We start from the raw sequence: 18,696 nt of genomic DNA, 5'->3' as shown, positions 1-18,696 counted from the left end.
GCGGCGCCTCCGCCGCCCACCAGCGCCCAGCGCACCCCCGGCAGCGGTTGCATATCGGGCGCTAACTGCTCGATGGTGAGCTAGCTGACAACCACCAAGAGGTCGCCGCCTTCGACCTGGGCGGTCTGTGAGACGGCGACTCGGGCCACCTTTCCGGCCTTCGGGGTAGTTACGGCTGCCTCCATCTTCATCGCCTCGATCGTCGCGATCGTCTGGCCCGCTTCGACTTCCGCTCCGACGTCGATGGTCACCGTAACGACGCCGGCGAACGGCGCACCGACATGGTCGGGGTTGTCGCGGTCGGCCTTTTCGGCGGCGGGCACATCCGCGGCGATACTGCGGTCACGCACCACGATGGGTCGCAACTGCCCGTTGAGAATGCACATCACGGTACGCATGCCGCGCTCGTCCGCATCGGAAATCGCCTCCAGGCCGATAAGCAGTTCCACGCCGCGCTCGAGCTCGACTCGATGTTCGTCACCCTGGCGAAGCCCGTAGAAGAACTGATTGGCGCTCAGGCGCGACGTGTCACCGTACTGCTCACGATGGTCCTCGAGCTCCTTCGTGGGGCCGGGGAACAGCAGCCGATTCAGCGCCGCCTGCCGCTCGCTGCCCGCCGCTGCCAACGCCCGTTCGTCTGCGCCCGAGAGCTGCTGTTCCGGCTTCGCCGGTCCGCGACCTCGTAACGCCTTGGTGCGCAACGGCTCAGGCCAGCCGCCCGGCGGGTTGCCGAGCTCCCCGCGGAGGAAGCCGATGACCGAGTCGGGGATGTCGTAACGCTCGGGATCGGCGGCGAAATCCCGCGCACTGACACCTGCACCGACCAGCGCCAGGGCGAGGTCCCCGACGACCTTGCTCGACGGGGTCACCTTGACCAGGCGGCCGAGGACGGCGTTAGCCCCCGCATAAGCGTCTTCGACGTCCTCGAAACGGTCACCGAAACCCAACGCGATTGCCTGCTGGCGCAGGTTCGACAGCTGCCCGCCCGGGATCTCGTGCCGGTACACCCGTCCAGTCGGGGCCGGCAGCCCGGACTCGAACGGCGCGTACACCTTTCGCAGCGCCTCCCAATACGGCTCCAAGGCGCAGACGGCATCCAACGATAAGCCCGTGTCGTAGGTGGTGTGTGCCGCGGCGGCCACGATGGAAGATAACGCCGGCTGGCTCGTGGTTCCGGCCAGCGGGGCCGCGGCGCCGTCCACGGCGTCGGCCCCGGCGAGCCAGGCCGCCGCATAGGTGGCCAGCTGCCCGCCCGGGGTGTCGTGGGTGTGCACGTGTACTGGCAGGTCGAATCGCGACTTCAGCGCGGAAACCAGCGTCGTGGCGGCGGGCGCGCGCAACAACCCGGCCATGTCTTTGATCGCCAGCACGTGCGCACCCGTCGACACGATCTCGTCGGCCAGCTTCAGGTAATAGTCAAGGGTGTACAGGCGTTCGGCCGGATCACTGAGATCACCGGTGTAGGACATCGCCACCTCGGCGACGGCGGTGCCCGTCTCACGAACCGCGTCGATCGCCGGGCGCATCGAATCGACGTTGTTCAACGCATCGAAGATCCGGAAGATGTCGATGCCGGTTGCGGTCGCTTCCGACACGAACGCCGTCGTCACGGTGTCCGGATAGGGCGTGTAGCCAACGGTGTTGCGTCCGCGCAGCAACATCTGCAAGCAGATATTGGGCATCGCCTCGCGCAGGGCCGCCAGCCGCTCCCACGGGTCCTCCTTCAGAAACCGCAGCGCGACGTCGTATGTCGCCCCGCCCCAGCATTCGATCGACAACAACTGCGGCAACATTCGTGCGATGTAGGGAGCCACCATGATCAGCCCGCTGGTGCGCACCCGCGTGGCTAGCAGGGACTGGTGCGCATCGCGAAAGGTGGTATCCGTGACGCCGACTGCGCGCGATTCACGCAGCCACGCCGCGAATCGCTCCGGCCCGAGTTCGGCAAGAAGCTGTTTGGATCCCGCCGGGGGGTCTGTCGACAAGTCGATGTCGGGAAGTTTGTCGTGCGGGTACACCGTCGAGGGACGCTCGCCGTGGGGCTTGTTGACCGTGACATCGGCCAGGTAGGTCAGGATCTTGGTGCCGCGATCGGCCGAACTGCGCGCGGTGAGCAGTTGCGGACGTTGTTCAATGAACGACGTGGTGACGCGTCCGGCCTGGAAGTCAGGATCGTCCAGAACCGCCTGCAGGAAAGGAATATTCGTCGAGACACCGCGGATGCGGAACTCCGCGACCGCGCGCCGCGCCCGCCGCACGGCGGTGGCGAAGTCACGCCCTCGACAGGTCAGTTTGATCAGCATCGAATCGAAGTGCGCGCTGATCTCGGCGCCCAGCGTCGTGCCGCCGTCCAGCCGGATTCCCGCCCCGCCCGGGGTGCGGTAGGCGGTGATCCGGCCGGTGTCCGGGCGGAAGCCGTTGGCTGGATCCTCGGTGGTGATGCGGCACTGCAGCGCCGCACCGTGTGGGACGACGGAATCCTGGCTCAAGCCAATCTGTTCCAGGGTTTGTCCGGCAGCGACCCGCAGTTGGGCGGATACCAGGTCAACGTCGGTGATCTCTTCGGTGACGGTGTGCTCCACCTGAATGCGGGGATTCATCTCGATGAAGACGTGGTTGCCCCGTTCGTCGAGCAAGAATTCCACTGTGCCCGCGCATGTGTAGCCGATGCTTCGCGCGAACGCCACCGCGTCGGAACAGATCCGCTCCCGTAGTTCTGGATCCAGATTCGGTGCGGGCGCGATCTCGATGACCTTCTGGTGGCGGCGTTGGACGCTGCAGTCGCGCTCGTAGAGGTGGATGACGTTGCCGTGGGTGTCGGCCAGGATTTGCACCTCGATGTGGCGGGGGTTGGTCACGGCCTGCTCGAGAAACACCGAGGCGTCACCGAAGGCGGACTCGGCCTCACGACTGGCCGACTCGATCGCCTCGGGCAGGGCCGCCGGTTCGGTCACGCGGCGCATCCCCCGACCGCCGCCCCCGGCCACCGCCTTGACGAACAACGGGAACGTCATGGACTCGGCCGCCGCGACCAACTCATCCACCGACGTCGACGGCGCCGACGAGGCCAGGACCGGGAGACCAGCCGCCCGTGCCGACGCGATCGCTCGCGACTTGTTGCCGGTGAGCTCCAGCACCTCCGCGCTGGGGCCGACAAACGTGATGCCCGCGTCCGCGCACGCCGCCGCCAGGTCGGGATTCTCGGACAGGAATCCATAGCCGGGGTAGATCGCGTCAGCTCCGCACTGCAGGGCCGTGGCGACGATGTCGTCGACCGACAGGTAAGCCCGTACCGGGTGCCCTTCCTCGCCGATCTGATACGACTCGTCGGCCTTCAACCGGTGCACGGAGTTGCGGTCCTCGTAGGGATAGACCGCGACGGTGGCCATTTCCAATTCGTAGGCCGCGCGGAAGGCGCGGATCGCGATCTCCCCACGATTGGCGACCAGTACTTTCGCGAACACGTAGTTACGATAGAGCGCGTTGCGGCGATCCGACATATGCGCTGGCCGGACGGATCACGCGTGAAACCGGTCGGCTCGATGATGTGGGTGTGTCTTCTGCTCAGCGGACCACCCGGTGCGGTCGGTCCGCACCGCAGCACCGATCTGCCCTATCTGCGCGCGGTCACACCCTGGGTGCCTGTGCAGCACCCGGCCGCGCGAGTCCGCGATCCAGGGTCGGTGCTTCAATGGTGGGATGGGTGACCCCACGCCCCAGGTGGCGATTCTGGACGACTACGCCGGTGCGGCCCTGCGGCTCGCCGACTGGTCGCCCGTGCAAACCCGCTCCCGCATAACCGTTTTCGACCGGCACCTCGGCGAGGAAGAGGCGGCCGACGCGTTGCGGCCCTTCGACGTGATCTGCACCCTGCGTGAGCGGATGGCGCTGCCGCGGACGCTGCTCGAACGGCTGCCGAACCTGAAACTGATCACCATCGTCGGGAGGAGCCTGCCCAACCTGGACCTGGCCGCGGCCACCGAGCGGGGGATCCTCGTGGCCCACACCGACTTCGCCCATCCGCGATTCCGCTCCGTGCACGACGCGACCCCCGAATTCGCCTGGGGATTGCTGATCGCCACGGTGCGGAATCTGGCCGAGGAACATCGCCGCATGCGAGACGGTGCCTGGCAGACCACGACCGGCCTCACCCTGTCCGGCAAGACGCTCGGGCTGCTCGGCCTCGGGCGGGTGGGTAAGCGCATGGCCGAATACGGGCGGGTGTTCGGCATGGAAGTCATTGCGTGGAGCCAGAACCTCACCGCGGATGCCGCCGCGGCCGCTGGTGCACGCCGGGTCGAGAAGGCGGCGCTGTTCGAAGAGTCCGATGTCGTCTCGATCCACGTCGTGCTTTCGGAACGCACGCGGGGGCTGGTCGGCCAGCCCGAATTCGCCCTGATGAAGCCGCACGCGTACCTGATCAACACGTCACGGGGACCGATCGTCGACGAGGCCGCCCTGATGACCGCGCTGGACACCGGGCGGATCGCCGGCGCCGGACTCGACGTCTATGACGTCGAACCGCTGCCGCCCGAGCACCCGTTGCGGCAACTCCCGAACGTCACCCTGTCGCCCCACCTGGGGTACGTCACCCGCGAAATGCTCGGCGCCTTTTACGCCGACACCGTGGAGGCGGTGGTCGCGTGGCTGGACGGGGCGCCGGTGCGGATCGCCAACCCTGGTTGATCAGGTGCGCTTCCGTCTCCAGTACGGGCTCTTGACGGCTTCGAGGGCCTCGGTGACATAACGGTCCAGAGGCCAGGGCCGCCCGGACTGTCGCACCCATCGCTGGAAGCCGAAATCCGCTGCCGCGAAGGCCAGTTGGACCAGCAGCCCGGGGCGAATGTCGACGCCGGGGTTCACGCCCATGCGCTCGGCGATCAGCTTGGCCGCCCGCTCCTTGTCGGCGGGGGTGTGCACAGTGACCTTGCGAAGCCGGTCGGGGGCCACCAGCAGCGCCTCACGCCATTCGTCGGTGTCGGCCTGCTCGAAGGACCGGGTTCGCGTGACGATGGCGTTGATCAACGCGACGTCCGGGGGCTCGCTGGCGGGCCGCTGTTCGAGGAGGTTCACGATCGCGGCGCCACCGTGGCGAACGGGGGCCAGCAGCAGCTCTTCCTTCGTTGGCACGTGCCGGAAGAAGGTGCGCGGCGAAACGCCCGCGGCGGCCGCGATTTCCTCGGTCGTCACGGCGTCGTATCCGCGTTCGACGAACAGCCGGAACGCCGCGCGCCTGATGTCGGCCCGGATCTGTGCGCGCTGCCGATCGCGCAGCGACTGCCCGCTCACCGGAAGCAGCCGATTCCACCGTCGACGTGGATGGTCTGGCCGGTGATGAACGTCGCGTCGGTGCCCAGCAGGAAGGCCACCAGCGCGCCGACGTCGGTGCGGACATCGCCGATGCGCTTCATCGGGACGCGGCTCACCGCCTTCGCATAATCCTTGGGCGCGAACTGTTTCCAGAGCTTGACACCGTCCGACTCGGCGAACGGGCAGATCACGTTGACGCGGATGTTGTCACGTCCCCATTCGAGGGCGGCGACCTTCGACAGGCCCCGGATGGCCTCCTTGGCGGCGGCATACCCGCCCCATCTCGGTTCGCCGCCGGTACCCGTCCCCGAGCCCAGGTTGACGATCGAGCCGCCCCCGGCCGCGACCATCACGGGGTGCACGGCCTGCATCAGCAGGAAGGTCGCCCGCGGCCCGACGTCGTGACCGAGCGCGAAATCCTCGGTGGTGATGTCGACGAACGCCTTGGGTTCGTTGGTGGCGATCGCGTTGTTGACCAGGCCGTGGACGGTGCCGAAGGCGTCGACCGCGGCGGCCACGATGCGTTGGGCGCTGTCCGGGTCGCGCAGGTCGGCGGTCAGCTTCTCGACGGGGCCCATCGAGGAGAGCTCCGCCGTTGTCGTGCCGAGCAACTCGTGCTGAATGTCGACCAGCAGCACCGCGGCGCCGCGTTCCAGCAGGGCGGCGGCGACACCCTTGCCGACGCCCTGGGCGGCGCCGGTGACGACGGCGACGTGGCCCTGCATCGAGGAGGGGTGCGAGTAGGTCATTCGGCCGGCCCCAGCCGCAGCGGTACCCCGCGGTGCATCTCGTAGGTGCTGCGGGCACCGTCGGGGAGTTCGATGAACTCGACCGCCGTCCCATCCGGGTCCTTGACGAAAAACATTCGCACCCCGCCGATTTCGAATGGCTCTTGGTCGGGCGTGTAGCCCGCCGCGGTGACGCGCCGGTGGGTGTCGTCGAGATCGGTCACCGACAGGGAAAAGTTGTGGATGCCGGTGACGCCTCGACGCGCCGGCTTCTGGTCGGGAGAGCCGGCACCCAACGACAGCAACTCGACCATCAGCCCGCCCAGCAGGCCGCCCACCACCCGACCCTCCTGCTTGCGGGTGGCGTGCAGGGCCGCATCGAAAGGCTCACCGGAGATGAGGGTTTCGAACACGACCTCCATCCCGAGCAGGTCGCGGTAGAAGGCCAGGGCGCGCTCCATGTCGGTCACACCGACCACGAGGTGACAGAACGAGACGTCGCCGAGGACGCCGGTCATGACGTGGTGAGGCCGGGCGCCGGGCGCCCGGCGAACAGAGGCAGATCGAGGTAGGTCTTGATGCCGGGCTCTGCGGCGCAGACGTCGGGAATGGCATTGACGCAATGGTTGGCCGTGGCCACCACGCCCGGATTCTTCACCAGGCCCTCGGCGATCGTTTCGGGCTGCAGGCCCTTGAAGGTGAGGCTCACGGTCGGATCGCCGGTGATCTCGACCTCGAAGCGTTCGCCGCGCCCGCCGAAATCCCAGCCGGGATCCAGGTTTTCCTCCCCCATCAGCCAGTTGACGGCCGCCGTGATGACGGGTTCGCCGTCGACGAGTGCCTGCCAGCGGAAGCGGCGCGCCGCCACCTTTCCTGTGGTGATCGGGAACGGCGCGTAGTCGATGTCGGCGGTCGCCACGGCGACGTCCTGAATGGTCCGGATGTTCGGGTCGATGCGGAATCCCATGTGATCGGCGATCATTCGCACCGACTGCTTGAAGCCCGCCTCGAGCAGGCCGGCCATCGGGCCCTGCATGGCCTCCTCGGGCGTGCCGCCGAACCCCATGATGTGGCGCACGACATCCGGGGCGTTGTAGGTCCGGATGTCGGAGAACTCCTCGGCGCGGATGTGGGTGACGGCCGAGGAAAGCGAGGACAGCATGAGCGGGAATCGTTCTGTGATGCCCCCGGGGTGGATCCCCGAACCGTGCAGGGTCACTCCGGCGCCGGCCGCGGCTTCGGCGACGGCCCTGTGCCGCGAGTTGTTCGGGTCGGGGTACACCCAACCGACGGGGGTGACCACATTCTTGCCGGACCGCAGGATCGCGATGACTTCGTCGTCGTTGGGCACCAACGGGCTGTACACCACACAGTCGGCATCCAGCGCCAGGATCTCGTCGGCGCTGGACGTGGCGGTGACGCCCAGGTCGTGAGTGCCCAGGATCCGTCCGACGTCGAGGCCGTTCTTCTCGGCGCTGTGTACCCAACAGCCGGCCAGCTCCAGCTCGGGATGATTCAGGACGGAAGCGATGGCCGCCTTGCCGACTCCTCCGGTCGCCCATTGGATGACGCGCAGCTTGGACGGACTACTCATCGCCTGACCTCCGATGCTTTACACGCCGATGACCGAAATGGCACAGTATGACCCGCTGACAGTGACTGTCAACAATGGCTTCGGGTAGGAAGGCCTGCGCATGAGTGTCCTGGACGGCAAGGTCGCGGTCGTCACCGGTACCAGCCGCGGCGTGGGCGTCGGGATCGCCCACGAACTGCTCCGGGCCGGAGCCACCGTCGTCGGCTGTTCGCGCTCACCCCTCGGCGCCATTCCCGGTGTGGAGCCGGACTGGGCGGACCGGGCCTTCCAGAAGGTGTGCGACCAAGGCGACTACCGCGCGATCGACTCATTCGTCTCCGATGTCGTCGCCGAGCATGGCCGGATCGACATCCTGGTGAACAACGCCGGCGGAACGGTGCCGGCGCCGCACGTCGAGAGCATTCCCGAACTGGTGCAACGCATTCAGGGCGCCCCCGGCAGCGACGACGAGTATGAGCGCACGGCGCTGTTCCACGCGTTCGCGGTCCAGATGAACCTGATCAGCCCGCTGTGGTTCGCCATCCGCGCCTACCGGCAAATGCGCACCCAGGACGGCGTCGGCTGCATCATCAACATCTCCAGCGGGGCAGGGCATCCTGCGGGATCACCGACGCTGGTTTCCTATGGCGCGGCCAAGAGCGGCCTCAACCACCTCACCCGCTCGCTGGCCGAAGAGTGGGGCCCCAAGGTGCGGGTCAACTGCATCGCGCTCGGACCGACGATGACCGAGAACTTCCGGTCCTTCGTGCTGCCCAAGGACGATCCAACGGGCGCAAAGTATTTCGCGGCCGTCCCGCTGCGCCGTGCGGGTGAGCCCGCGGAGGTGGGCAGGGTGTGCGTTTTCCTGGCCGGCGGGGAGGCCGACTTCGTCAACGGCACCACCATCGAGCACGACGGCGGGATGCTGCCGGGCGTGCTGTACGACGCCGGCCTCAAGACCATTACGGATCTGCTCTAATCGTGGCCACGAGCAATCCGCTGGAGCCGACCGCCGAGCAGTTCGCCGCCCTGGCCGCGCGTCCGGCGAATGAACCGGTGGTGATGGTCAACCTGTTGAAGTTCAAGACCCCCGGCGGGGTGGGGGCCTACCAGCGCTACGGCGTGGCGGTGATACCGCACCTGGAGCACGCGGGCGCCGTCGTCCGCTACGCCGGGACAGCACCGACCGTCGTGACCGGCGAGGGCGAACGGCCTTGGTGGGACGCCATTCTCATCGTCGAGTACCCGACTCCGCAGGCGTTCATCGATATGGTGACCGACCCGGGATATCTCATGGCCCACGAGCACCGTATCGAGGCGCTGGAGCGCGGCGACCTGATCGCGACCTCGACGTGGTCGCTTACGCTCGACTGAGCGGGCCCACGAGACTGCTGAGACCTCAGAGCTTGTAACCGATCGCGCGCAGTAGAGCGTGGCGCTCGGCCACGTCACGATCACCTTCCACCGCGACGGGAGTCTGCCCGTCGATGACGCCGATGATGCCGCGACCGCGCGGAGACACCGCAACGATGACATCGACCGGATTGGCTGTGGCGCAGTAGATCCCGCAGACCTCCGGAACCGCCTTCACCGGATTGAGGACATTCACCGGAAAGCCGTCACGCAGAAAGACCACGAAGCTGTGCCCGGCCGCGATCGCCAGCGCGGTGCGCGTCGCCAGTTCGACCAGATCGGCGTCGTTGCCGCTGCGGCGAACCAACCGCGGCCCGGAAGCCTCGCAGAAAGCCACTCCGAACCGTAGCGACGGGCTCACCCCGGCCAGCGCCTCGTGCAGGTCTTCGACCGTCTTGATGAAGTGCGCCTGACCGATGATCACGTTGACATCGTCCGGCTTGTCAACGGCCACCACGTCCCACGTCAACGTTGTTGTCGCCACGAACTCATGCTGCCACCCCTGAGGTCCTGCCGGAAGGCGCGTCCGGCGGCAGCGCCCCTCGGCCCAACGGGGGTAGTCGGCGCACGCGACCCAACGGAGGACCAATGGCGGTCGTCGAGGGTCGAAAGACCCGCCCTAACGCCCCCGTTATTCGATAGCGTCGCTCTTCTACGGAACCCTTTCGGTGGGGGATCAGCGATGAAAACCTCGCTCAATTTCGTCGAGTCCAGACGTTCCTCGCGCGTCCCGCTTGACCAGAGCCGTCCCATCCGCGACGAAGCGCACAGTCTCCCCGCCGCAATTACTTTGACGAATTCGACCGGCCAAGGAGTATAGCGATGACCGTCTTGATGACCGGATTTCCCGGCTTTCTCGGCAGTGCATTGCTGCCGGGCATCCTCAAGCGCACCGGCGACTCGGCAATCTGTGTGGTGCAGCCCAAGTTCGGCGCACTGGCGCAGCGACGCGTGGCGGAATTGAGCTCGGCGGAACCCTTCCTCGAGGGGCGGATTCAGCTCGTGGAAGGCGACATCACCCAGCCGGGGCTCGGCATCGCCGCAGATAACCTCAACGAGGTCACCGAGGCGTGGCACCTGGCGGCTGCATACGACCTGGCGGTGCCCCGCGAGGTGGCGGTCCGGGTCAACGTCAACGGCACCCGAAACGTCCTGGGCGCGCTCGAGCACTGTCCCCGGTTGACGCGCTTGCACTACTTCAGCACCTGCTACGTCAGCGGCCGCTACGCCGGCCCGTTCGGCGAGGACGACCTCGAAGTCGGTGCGCCGTTCAACAACCACTACGAAGAGACCAAGCACCTCGCCGAGGCGGACGTGCGCTGGCACATGTCCGCGGGCATGCCCGCGACGATCTATCGGCCCGCGATCGTTGTCGGCGACAGCCATACCGGGCAGACCCAGAAATTCGACGGGCCCTACTTCGTCATGCAGTGGCTGCTGCGACAGCCCCGGTACGCGGTCCTCCCGATGGTGGGCGACCCCGCGACTACGCGCGTCAACGTGGTCCCGCGCGATTTCGTCGTTGACGCGGTCGGATATCTGAGCGGCCTGCCCGGCTCCGAGGGGCGCACCTATCAGCTGGCGGATCCGCGTCCGCTCACGGTCGAGGAGATGACGGATGCGCTGGCCCAGGCGACGGGCCGCGAACTCCTCAAGGTTTCGTTGCCCCTGAGAATGACCAAAGCCGCATTAGCACACGTCCCGGGGCTCTACCGCTTGATGCGAATTCCCCCCGAAGCAGTCGATTACTTCGTCCAACCCACCTTCTACCTGACCGATCATTGCCGGGCTGATCTCGCAGGCAGTGGTATCGAGGCGCCCGCGTTCGGCAGCTATGTCGATCGGCTCGTCGAATACATGCGTCGCCATCCGAACGTCGGCTCGGCCGCGATGTTCTGAAGAGCGCCTTCGTCCCGACGCCAGTCGCGGTCTAATTGGTGGATGGAACTGATGATGCCCACCGACGCGATATTCCTGCTGGGAGAGTCGCGGGAACATCCCATGCACGTCGGCGGCTTGCAATTGTTCGAGCTGCCGAGCGGCGCGGGCAGCGGCTTCGTCCGGGAGCTCTACGACCGTTTGGTGGCGCAGGATGATTTCCAGCCGACATTTCGCAAGCATCCGGCGACGTTCGTCGGCGGCATCGCCAACCTGGGCTGGTCCTACGACAAAGACGTCGACGTGGACTATCACGTCCGGCGTTCGGCGGTACCGTCGCCCGGGCGCATTCGTGAACTGCTCGAGCTGACTTCGCGGTGGCACAGCAGCCTGCTGGATCGTCACCGTCCGCTGTGGGAGACCCACATCATCGAGGGCCTCAAGGATGGCCGGTTCGCCATCTACACCAAGATCCACCACGCCCTGATCGACGGTGTCTCCGCGCAGAAACTCATGCAGCGCGCGCTGTCGACCGACCCCGACGACACCGAGATGCGCGCGCCCTGGAGCTTGCCCAAAAGCAAGCGCAAGAGCAGCCCGGTAAGCCCACTGCGCTCGGCGTTGAGTGCGGCGGGATCCATTGCGGCACTGGCCCCTTCATCGCTTTCGCTGGCGCGGGCGGCGCTGTTCGAGCAGCAGCTGACGTTGCCGTTCGGCGCCCCGCGCACCATGCTGAACGTCAAGATCGGCGGCGCTCGCCGCTGCGCCGCGCAGTCCTGGTCGCTGGACCGGATCAAAAGCGTCAAGAAGGCCGCCGGTGTGACGGTCAACGACGTCGTTTTGGCGATGTGTTCGGGCGCGCTGCGCTACTACCTGCTCGAGCAGAACGCGCTACCGGACACGCCGCTGATCGCGATGGTCCCGGTGAGCCTTCGCACCGAAGACGAGGCCGACGCAGGGGGCAACCTCGTCGGCGCCATCCTGTGCAACCTGGCCACCGACAGCGACGACCCCGCACAACGACTGCAGACCATCAGCGAGTCCATGCGGAGCAACAAGCAGGTGTTCTCGCAGCTGCCTCGGTTCCAGGCGCTGGCGCTGTCCGCGGCCAACACCTCCGCCCTGGCGTTGGCGGCGGTCCCGGGCTGGGTGGCGTCGACGTCGCCACCGTTCAACATCATCATTTCGAACGTCCCGGGGCCTACCCAGCCGATCTACTACGGGGGCGCCCGGCTCGACGGCAACTATCCCCTGTCCATCGCGCTGGACGGGCAGGCGCTGAACATCACGCTGGCCAACAACGCCGGCAACCTGGACTTCGGCCTGGTGGGATGCCGGCGCAGCGTCCCACACCTGCAGCGCTTGCTCGCGCATTTGGAGTCCTCCCTCAAAGACCTGGAACGCGCCGCCGGAGCCTGATCCGCCGATGCCGAAGTTCAGTGCGGGCGTGCTGTTGTACCGGACCCGCGTCGGCGTCGCCGAGGTCCTGATCGCGCACCCGGGCGGCCCCTTCTGGGCGCGAAAGGACAACGGCGCCTGGTCGATTCCCAAAGGGGAGTACGCCGATGGCGAGGATCCCTGGGCCGCCGCGCAACGCGAGTTCGCCGAGGAGCTCGGGCTTCCGGTGCCGTCCGGGGCCCGGCTGGACCTCGGCCAGCTGAAACAATCCGGTGGCAAGGTGGTCACCGCCTTCGCCGTCGCCGCCGACCTCGACGTGACCGAGGCGCGCAGCAACACCTTCGAATTGGAGTGGCCGAAGGGGTCGGGCAGGCTGCGCGAGTTCCCGGAAGTCGATCGGGTGGGCTGGTTTTCGGTGGCGCAGGCGCGCGTCAAGCTGCTGAAAGGGCAGCTCGCCTTCCTGGACCGGCTGATGGCGGATCCGCATCTGGCGGGATTACGCGAAGGCGCGTGACATGCGTGGAAATCGACAGGGCCCAACGACGGGCACAATGGCCGCATGACGACCGCACCGACCGAATCCCAGGGGCTGCTGCTGCAGCTGCTGGATCCGGCCAACCGGCCCGACCCGTATCGACTCTGTGCGCGGTTTCGCGACGGCGGAGCGCTGCAGTTGCCGGAGGCCAACCTGGCGGTGTTCTCCAGCTACCGCGATTGCGACGAGGTGTTGCGGCACCCCTGGTCAAGCAGCGACAACGTCAACTCGACGGTCGCCAAGCGGCAGGCCGAGGCCGGCACGGCCCCCCAGAGGCAGGGGCCGCCGGGGTTTTTGTTTCTCGATCCGCCCGATCACACGCGGCTGCGCAGGCTGGTCAGCAAGGCGTTCGCGCCGAAGGTGGTGAGCGCGCTGAAGCCCGACATTCGGTCGCTGGTCGACGGAATGCTCGATCGAATCGCGGAAAAGGGACGCTTTGACGTTGTCGAGGAGTACGCCTATCCGCTGCCGGTGGCGGTGATCTGCCGGCTGCTCGGCGTGCCGCTCGACGACGAGCCACAGTTCAGCCGGGCGTCGGCGTTGCTGGCCCAGGCACTGGACCCGTTTTCGACAATCACCGGCGTGCCACCGGACGTCGCGAACGAGCGGCAACAGGCCGGGGCTTGGCTGCGCGCATACTTTCACGACCTGATCGAGCGCCGTCGTTCACAACCCGGTGCCGACCTGCTGTCGGGTCTGATCGCGGTGGAGGAGTCCGGAGACCAACTGACCGAGGACGAGATCGTCGCGACCTGCAATCTCCTATTGATCGCCGGACACGAGACCACGGTGAACCTCATCGGAAACGCCGTGTTGGCAATGCTGCGGCGTTCCATCGAGTGGACCGCTCTGGGCGCCGATCCCGGCCGAGCGTCGGCGATCGTGGAAGAAACCCTGCGTTACGACCCGCCGGTGCAACTGGTCGGGCGAATTTCCCTCACCGACATGGCCATTGGCGGCGTAGAGGTGCCCGCGGGCGATGTCATGATGTTGTTGATCGCCGCCGCCCACCGCGACCCGGCGGAGTTCGACCGGCCCGACACCTTCGATCCGGACCGGACGCCCCTGCGGCACTTGGGCTTTGGCCGGGGAGCCCACTACTGCCTGGGAGCACCTCTGGCCCGGCTGGAAGCAGGCGTGGCGCTATCGGCTATTACGGCGCGATTCCCCAACGCGGGGCTGGACAGCGAGCCGGAGTATAAGGCCAACGTCACGCTGCGGGGATTGTCACGGCTCATGGTCACGGTCTGACCGCCGCGTCGCGCGCGAACCCAGGGCAAGTCATCGTGGCCGCACCTCGACCAAAACCGGATTATCGCGCGGCGGCATATCAATAGTCCTAAACTCCCCTGGTCAGCCGTATCACGACGCAGTCAAGCAGGTAACGGACATGACCAAAGAGAACGAAAAGGGCGACAGCACTTCCGGTCCCGGAAAGGGAGGCGGAAATGGATCAAACGGACCGGGTCCTCGTCTGGTTCCGATCACGCTCGCCGTCTACCGTGATTTGCGTGTCGGCATGGTGGTCATCATGGTGATGCTCGCCGCGGCCGTGATAATCGAAAGGCTTTCGGCCACGTGCTGGCAATTCGCCATCAGCGCTTACTATTACACCTCCGCGCACAGCATCGTCATCGCCGCGCTTCTGGCGCTCGGCGCCCTTTTCATCATGTACAAGGGAAGCAGCGACACCGAGGATGCTCTGTTGAGCTTGGCCGGAGTCTCCGCATTGATAGCAGCGATCGTGCCCCAAGGTCGGCCCTCGTCACTGTGCGGACGGGCTGACCTGCCGCCCGAATACAACGTCGACGCCGTCACTCGGCCCAACGTCTGGGCGGTGGTCATCGGACTGCTTTTGGGTTGGGGCATTGTTTTGTGGCAATCCCCGCGCAACCGCACCGAGCGGACAAGAAGCCCGGGCGGCGTACTGGCGCTGGGTTTGTTCTGGCTGACCATGGTGGTAGGCCTGCTCACCTTCATCTTCGATCACAAGTTTTTCCTGGCGCAGGCGCACGGCGCAGCCGGGTTCCTGCTCCTCTCGACATTCATCGCCACCGTGTTCTGCACCGGATACCTCGTCAAGCGAGAAGATGAGTCGAAATCATCCCATCACCGTGCGTACCGGCGGTTCTACCGAGGTATGGCGGTGGTGATGCTCGTGACGTTGATCGCAATCGTCACAGCACATCTCGTGCACCGCGGCTGGGAATTATGGGTGTTGCTGGTCGAGGCACTCCTGATCATCGAGTTCGCCATCTACTGGGTCGTGCAAACCATCGAGCTGTGGGACAGACCCGACCGAAGGGACCGCCTGCCCGACGATGCCCAGCGGCGGATCGCCGACGCGAGGGCGAAAGGTGGTGGTCTGGACGGATTCAAGTCCGGGCTCGCCGATGTGACGAAGCCAGACGGGCCAGACCGGTTGCTGCCGTTCCTCTGACGGGCCGACCGCACAGCGGAGGTGCCGGGCCGCCGTCCGGCGCTGGGGCACTTGGGCTTTGGTCGGGGCGCTCTGCACTGCCCGGGCGCCCCCAAGGCCGGCCCGAAACCCATGGCGGCCGATCGGCGATAACGGCGCTCTGCCCCAACGCCAGGCCGACAGCAGGCCGAAGCACCGACCGCCGTCGCGCAGCGGGGATCGTCGCGGCGCGAGGCGGCGGGAAAGCTCAGCCGCGCTCCCACGGCGGGCTCTCGCCCATCTTCTTGTAGTACTTGGCCAGGTGGCTCTTGACCCGGTCCACGTCCGTCTTCGGCAGGTCGATACCGCCGCGTGCACCGTCCATGATGGCGCCGGCTGCCATCACCCCGCGCGGCACCGCCTGGAGATCGCCACCCACGACATCGGCGATCAGCAACTTGTACGCCGTGAAGTTGTCCTTCTTCCCGTTGTCGTACCAGACATGGGCGTCGCGATACTTCTGGTTCGGCGCGTCTTCGGCTGCGGCCCACTTGCGCACCCGTTTCTCGGCCGCGTCACCGTCCCATTTGCGGTCGCGGTCGGCCAAGGGCAGATCCTGAAACGCTGTCACTGACATGTAGGTGCGCGTGCCCGTCCCGGCGGCCGTTAAACGTCCCACCTTCATTGGCCCGCCGAACCGGCGGATAAGCGGTAGCGTCATTGGTGCTGGCTGTGCTGTCGGTGGTGTTTGCGCGACGCACCAGCGGCGATGTGAACGGGAGACCACCATGAAGCACTGCATCGTCGGAGGACTGGCCGCCGTGCTGGCGGCCGGAGGTTTGATCGCCGTGGCGCCGCCGGCCAGCGCCGGCTGCCAGTACGGAGGATCGTTCCTCAGCAAATGCGATGGACCCGTCCAGCCAGATGGCACCTGGCAGCGTTGCGTGGGATTCACGCACCTGATCTGGAACGGCGCCAGCTCCTACCTGGTGCCGGATAAGCGCTGCGATCTGATGGGGCCGGACCAACACCCTGGAGATCTGGCCTTCGCCGACCCGCCGACGCACATCGACGGCTGAACCCAAAGGCGGCGAAAGGTCTTCGCTAGCCAGACCCCAGGCCAGGCACGATGTCCCCGAGGCTGAAGGTGACCGGCTGTTCGAGTTGTTCGTAGGTGCACGAGCGCGGTTCCCGATCCGGACGCCACCGGTTGAACTGTGCGGTGTGCCGAAAGCGCCGGCCTTCCATGTGGTCGTAGCGGACCTCGACCACGCGTTCCGGCCGCAGCGGCACGAACGAAAGATCCTTGCCGGCGTTCCAGCGGGAGAATTCGTTCTTGCGCGGCGTTCGTTCGCCGGCCTCGTGGGCGGCCCAGTTCCACGGGTGACCGTCGAAATCGGTGACGAGCGGCTGCAATTCGGTGAATAGGCGTCGCCGCTCAGCCATCGGGAACGCGCCGATCACACCGACGGAGGCGAGCTGACCATCGTCCTGGTGGAGCCCGAGCAGCAGCGATCCGATCGCATCGCCGCCCGACTTGTGCACGCGATACCCGGCGACGACGCAATCGGCGGTGCGCTCGTGCTTGATCTTGAACATGACGCGCTTGTCGGGCTGATAGGTCACGGTCAGTGGCTTGGCGACGACACCGTCGAGGCCGGCCCCCTCGAATTCATCGAACCAACGCTGCGCGAGCTCGATGTCAGTGGTGGCCGGCGTGACATGGATCGACGGGCCCGAGCCCGCCAACGCGTCGACGAGGGCGGCGCGCCGCTCGGCAAACGGTCGCCGCGTGTAATCGTCGTCCCCCAGGGCGAGTAAGTCGAACGCGATGAACGACGCGGGCGTCGCCTCGGCAAGCATGCGCACCCGCGAATCCGCCGGATGGATCCGTTGTTGTAGCGCCTCGAAATCCAGGCCGTGCTCCGTGGCGATGACGATCTCACCGTCGATAACGCAGCGCTGGGGCAGCTCAGCACGCACCGCGGCCACCAGCTCGGGAAAATAGCGCGTCATCGGCCGCTCGTTGCGACTGCCCAGCTCCACTTCGTCGCGGTCACGGAAACAGATGGACCTGAATCCGTCCCATTTGGGTTCGTACGACGCATCCGGCGGGATCGATCGCACCGACTTGGCCAGCATTGGCGACACCGGGGGCATGACGGGTAAGTCCATAGGCCGATTGTGCTGGAATCGTTGGTATGGCTGCTGCAGAAGAGCTCGACGTCGACGGTGTCGCGGTGCGCCTGACCAATCCGGACAAGGTCTACTTCCCCAAGCTGGGCACCAAAGGCACCAAGCGGCGGCTCGTCGAGTACTACAGGGCCGTGGCGGGCGGCCCGATGCTGGACGCGCTCCGCGACCGGCCCACCCACCTGCAGCGCTTCCCGGACGGCATCGATGGCGAGGAGATCTACCAGAAGCGGATTCCGCAGCACCACCCCGACTACCTGCAGACCTGCCGGGTGACGTTCCCGTCCGGACGCACCGCCGACGCGCTGAGGGTGACCCACCCCTCGGCGATCGTGTGGGCGGCACAGATGGGCACCGTCACGTTGCACCCGTGGCAGGTACGCTGCCCGGACACCGACCATCCCGACGAGTTGCGCATCGACCTCGACCCGCAACCCGGAGTCGCGTTCGAGCAGGCGCGGACGGTCGCGGTCGACGTGTTGCGGCCCCTGCTCGATGAGCTCGGTTTGGTCGGGTACCCCAAGACGTCCGGCGGCCGCGGCATTCACGTCTTTCTGCGGATCGCCACGGACTGGGATTTCGTCGAGGTGCGCCGAGCGGGGATCGCCCTGGCCCGTGAGGTGGAACGCCGCGCGCCCGAGGCCGTCACCACGTCGTGGTGGAAAGAAGAACGGGGCGAGCGCATCTTCATCGATTTCAACCAGAACGCTCGGGATCGAACCATGGCCTCCGCGTATTCGGTGCGGCGCACTCCGATAGCGACGGTGTCGACGCCGATGACGTGGGAAGAGCTGGCCGGCGCGGAACCGGACGACTACACGATGGCGACAGTTCCCGACCTGGTGAAGGACCGCCAGGACCCTTGGGCGGCAATGGATGACGTGGCACAGTCGATCGCGCCCCTGCTCGAGATGGCCGACGCCGACGAAGATCGCGGCCTTGGGGACATGCCCTATCCGCCGAACTACCCCAAGATGCCCGGAGAACCCAAACGTGTTCAGCCCAGCCGGGATACGGACTTGAAGAAAGACAACAAGTCGAAGTGACCTCGCTCGTGGAGCACTCCCATGCGATTTGTCACAGTGACGGCTGGGTGGTCCAAGCTCGTCCCAGCGCAGCTGGGTCTCTGGTCTTGGAACCTCTGCTAATTCAAGGCAGCCCGAATCGACTTGATGTGCAACAGTGCAAAACCGCCGTATGACTAAGCGCGCCGGTACGCGCTGACTGGCACGCCGATAGGCCCAAAAGTATTGCTTGCCAACTAAAGCGT

General features: G+C 66.5%; 18 protein-coding genes. 10 read left to right on the top strand and 8 right to left on the bottom strand.

Annotated elements, in window-relative coordinates; genetic code table 11:
• Window positions 1-80: 80 nt before the first annotated feature.
• Complete coding sequence (locus tag A9X05_RS17850; RefSeq protein ID WP_067747239.1) at window positions 81-3,464, bottom strand: pyruvate carboxylase; 3,384 nt, start codon at window positions 3,462-3,464, stop codon at window positions 81-83.
• Between the two features lie 235 nt (window positions 3,465-3,699).
• Here A9X05_RS17850 and A9X05_RS17845 point away from each other — a divergent pair, with 235 nt between their 5' ends.
• Window positions 3,700-4,686 carry a D-2-hydroxyacid dehydrogenase family protein gene (locus A9X05_RS17845; RefSeq protein ID WP_067747163.1) on the top strand — a complete coding sequence of 329 codons (987 nt, stop codon included), beginning with the start codon at window positions 3,700-3,702 and terminating at the stop codon, window positions 4,684-4,686.
• Here the strand turns inward: A9X05_RS17845 and A9X05_RS17840 are convergent, their stop codons facing one another.
• The 4 genes from A9X05_RS17840 to A9X05_RS17825 are packed head-to-tail and all read right to left on the bottom strand — an operon-like array spanning window position 4,687 to window position 7,632.
• Window positions 4,687-5,289 carry a TetR/AcrR family transcriptional regulator gene (locus A9X05_RS17840; protein ID WP_067747168.1) on the bottom strand — a complete coding sequence of 201 codons (603 nt, stop codon included), beginning with the start codon at window positions 5,287-5,289 and terminating at the stop codon, window positions 4,687-4,689.
• The gene (locus A9X05_RS17835; protein WP_067747169.1) at window positions 5,286-6,059 is read right to left on the bottom strand and encodes an SDR family NAD(P)-dependent oxidoreductase; all 774 of its coding nucleotides are present in this window, start codon (window positions 6,057-6,059) and stop codon (window positions 5,286-5,288) included. Before A9X05_RS17835 ends, A9X05_RS17840 begins: the two co-directional genes overlap by 4 nt.
• Window positions 6,056-6,556, bottom strand: a complete 501-nt coding sequence (locus A9X05_RS17830; protein WP_067747171.1) for a VOC family protein — start codon at window positions 6,554-6,556, stop codon at window positions 6,056-6,058. Before A9X05_RS17830 ends, A9X05_RS17835 begins: the two co-directional genes overlap by 4 nt.
• The gene (locus A9X05_RS17825; protein WP_067747174.1) at window positions 6,553-7,632 is read right to left on the bottom strand and encodes a dihydrodipicolinate reductase; all 1,080 of its coding nucleotides are present in this window, start codon (window positions 7,630-7,632) and stop codon (window positions 6,553-6,555) included. Before A9X05_RS17825 ends, A9X05_RS17830 begins: the two co-directional genes overlap by 4 nt.
• A 100-nt stretch (window positions 7,633-7,732) precedes the next feature.
• On the opposite strand from A9X05_RS17825, the gene A9X05_RS17820 reads away from it, so the two are divergent.
• Window positions 7,733-8,590, top strand: a complete 858-nt coding sequence (locus tag A9X05_RS17820) for an SDR family NAD(P)-dependent oxidoreductase (RefSeq protein WP_067747177.1) — start codon at window positions 7,733-7,735, stop codon at window positions 8,588-8,590.
• A 2-nt stretch (window positions 8,591-8,592) separates the two neighbouring features.
• On the top strand, window positions 8,593-8,985 hold the full coding sequence (locus A9X05_RS17815; protein ID WP_082954814.1) for a DUF1330 domain-containing protein: 393 nt from the start codon (window positions 8,593-8,595) through the stop codon (window positions 8,983-8,985).
• 25 nt (window positions 8,986-9,010) lie between these two features.
• Here the strand turns inward: A9X05_RS17815 and A9X05_RS17810 are convergent, their stop codons facing one another.
• Window positions 9,011-9,508 (bottom strand): adenosine-specific kinase, encoded by a 498-nt coding sequence (locus A9X05_RS17810; protein ID WP_067747180.1) that lies wholly within the window; start codon window positions 9,506-9,508, stop codon window positions 9,011-9,013.
• A 338-nt stretch (window positions 9,509-9,846) separates the two neighbouring features.
• Between A9X05_RS17810 and A9X05_RS17805 the strand changes: the two genes are divergently transcribed.
• The 5 genes from A9X05_RS17805 to A9X05_RS17785 all read left to right on the top strand — a co-directional run bounded on the left by A9X05_RS17805 (window position 9,847) and on the right by A9X05_RS17785 (window position 15,275).
• The gene (locus tag A9X05_RS17805) at window positions 9,847-10,923 is read left to right on the top strand and encodes an SDR family oxidoreductase (protein ID WP_067747182.1); all 1,077 of its coding nucleotides are present in this window, start codon (window positions 9,847-9,849) and stop codon (window positions 10,921-10,923) included.
• Between the two features lie 42 nt (window positions 10,924-10,965).
• Window positions 10,966-12,321 (top strand): wax ester/triacylglycerol synthase family O-acyltransferase, encoded by a 1,356-nt coding sequence (locus A9X05_RS17800; protein WP_067747184.1) that lies wholly within the window; start codon window positions 10,966-10,968, stop codon window positions 12,319-12,321.
• 7 nt (window positions 12,322-12,328) lie between these two features.
• Complete coding sequence (locus A9X05_RS17795) at window positions 12,329-12,814, top strand: NUDIX domain-containing protein (protein ID WP_067747186.1); 486 nt, start codon at window positions 12,329-12,331, stop codon at window positions 12,812-12,814.
• 45 nt (window positions 12,815-12,859) lie between these two features.
• Window positions 12,860-14,086, top strand: coding sequence for a cytochrome P450 (locus tag A9X05_RS17790; protein ID WP_067747188.1), 1,227 nt, complete (start codon window positions 12,860-12,862; stop codon window positions 14,084-14,086).
• Between the two features lie 139 nt (window positions 14,087-14,225).
• On the top strand, window positions 14,226-15,275 hold the full coding sequence (locus tag A9X05_RS17785; RefSeq protein ID WP_067783090.1) for a hypothetical protein: 1,050 nt from the start codon (window positions 14,226-14,228) through the stop codon (window positions 15,273-15,275).
• 226 nt (window positions 15,276-15,501) lie between these two features.
• Here A9X05_RS17785 and A9X05_RS17780 read toward each other — a convergent pair whose 3' ends face one another.
• The gene (locus A9X05_RS17780) at window positions 15,502-15,870 is read right to left on the bottom strand and encodes a hypothetical protein (RefSeq protein WP_067747243.1); all 369 of its coding nucleotides are present in this window, start codon (window positions 15,868-15,870) and stop codon (window positions 15,502-15,504) included.
• A 151-nt stretch (window positions 15,871-16,021) separates the two neighbouring features.
• On the opposite strand from A9X05_RS17780, the gene A9X05_RS17775 reads away from it, so the two are divergent.
• Window positions 16,022-16,312 (top strand): hypothetical protein, encoded by a 291-nt coding sequence (locus tag A9X05_RS17775; protein ID WP_067747192.1) that lies wholly within the window; start codon window positions 16,022-16,024, stop codon window positions 16,310-16,312.
• Window positions 16,313-16,337: 25 nt separating this feature from the next.
• Here the strand turns inward: A9X05_RS17775 and A9X05_RS17770 are convergent, their stop codons facing one another.
• Complete coding sequence (locus A9X05_RS17770; RefSeq protein ID WP_067783086.1) at window positions 16,338-17,408, bottom strand: ATP-dependent DNA ligase; 1,071 nt, start codon at window positions 17,406-17,408, stop codon at window positions 16,338-16,340.
• Between the two features lie 26 nt (window positions 17,409-17,434).
• Between A9X05_RS17770 and ligD the strand changes: the two genes are divergently transcribed.
• A complete protein-coding gene (ligD, locus tag A9X05_RS17765; protein WP_067747197.1) occupies window positions 17,435-18,472 on the top strand; it encodes a non-homologous end-joining DNA ligase in 1,038 nt (345 codons plus the stop codon).
• Window positions 18,473-18,696: the final 224 nt, after the last annotated feature.

The organism is Mycobacterium sp. E3298, from assembly GCF_001666895.1.
GTDB lineage: Bacteria > Actinomycetota > Actinomycetes > Mycobacteriales > Mycobacteriaceae > Mycobacterium.
This window is presented reverse-complemented; position numbering and strand designations above follow the sequence as displayed.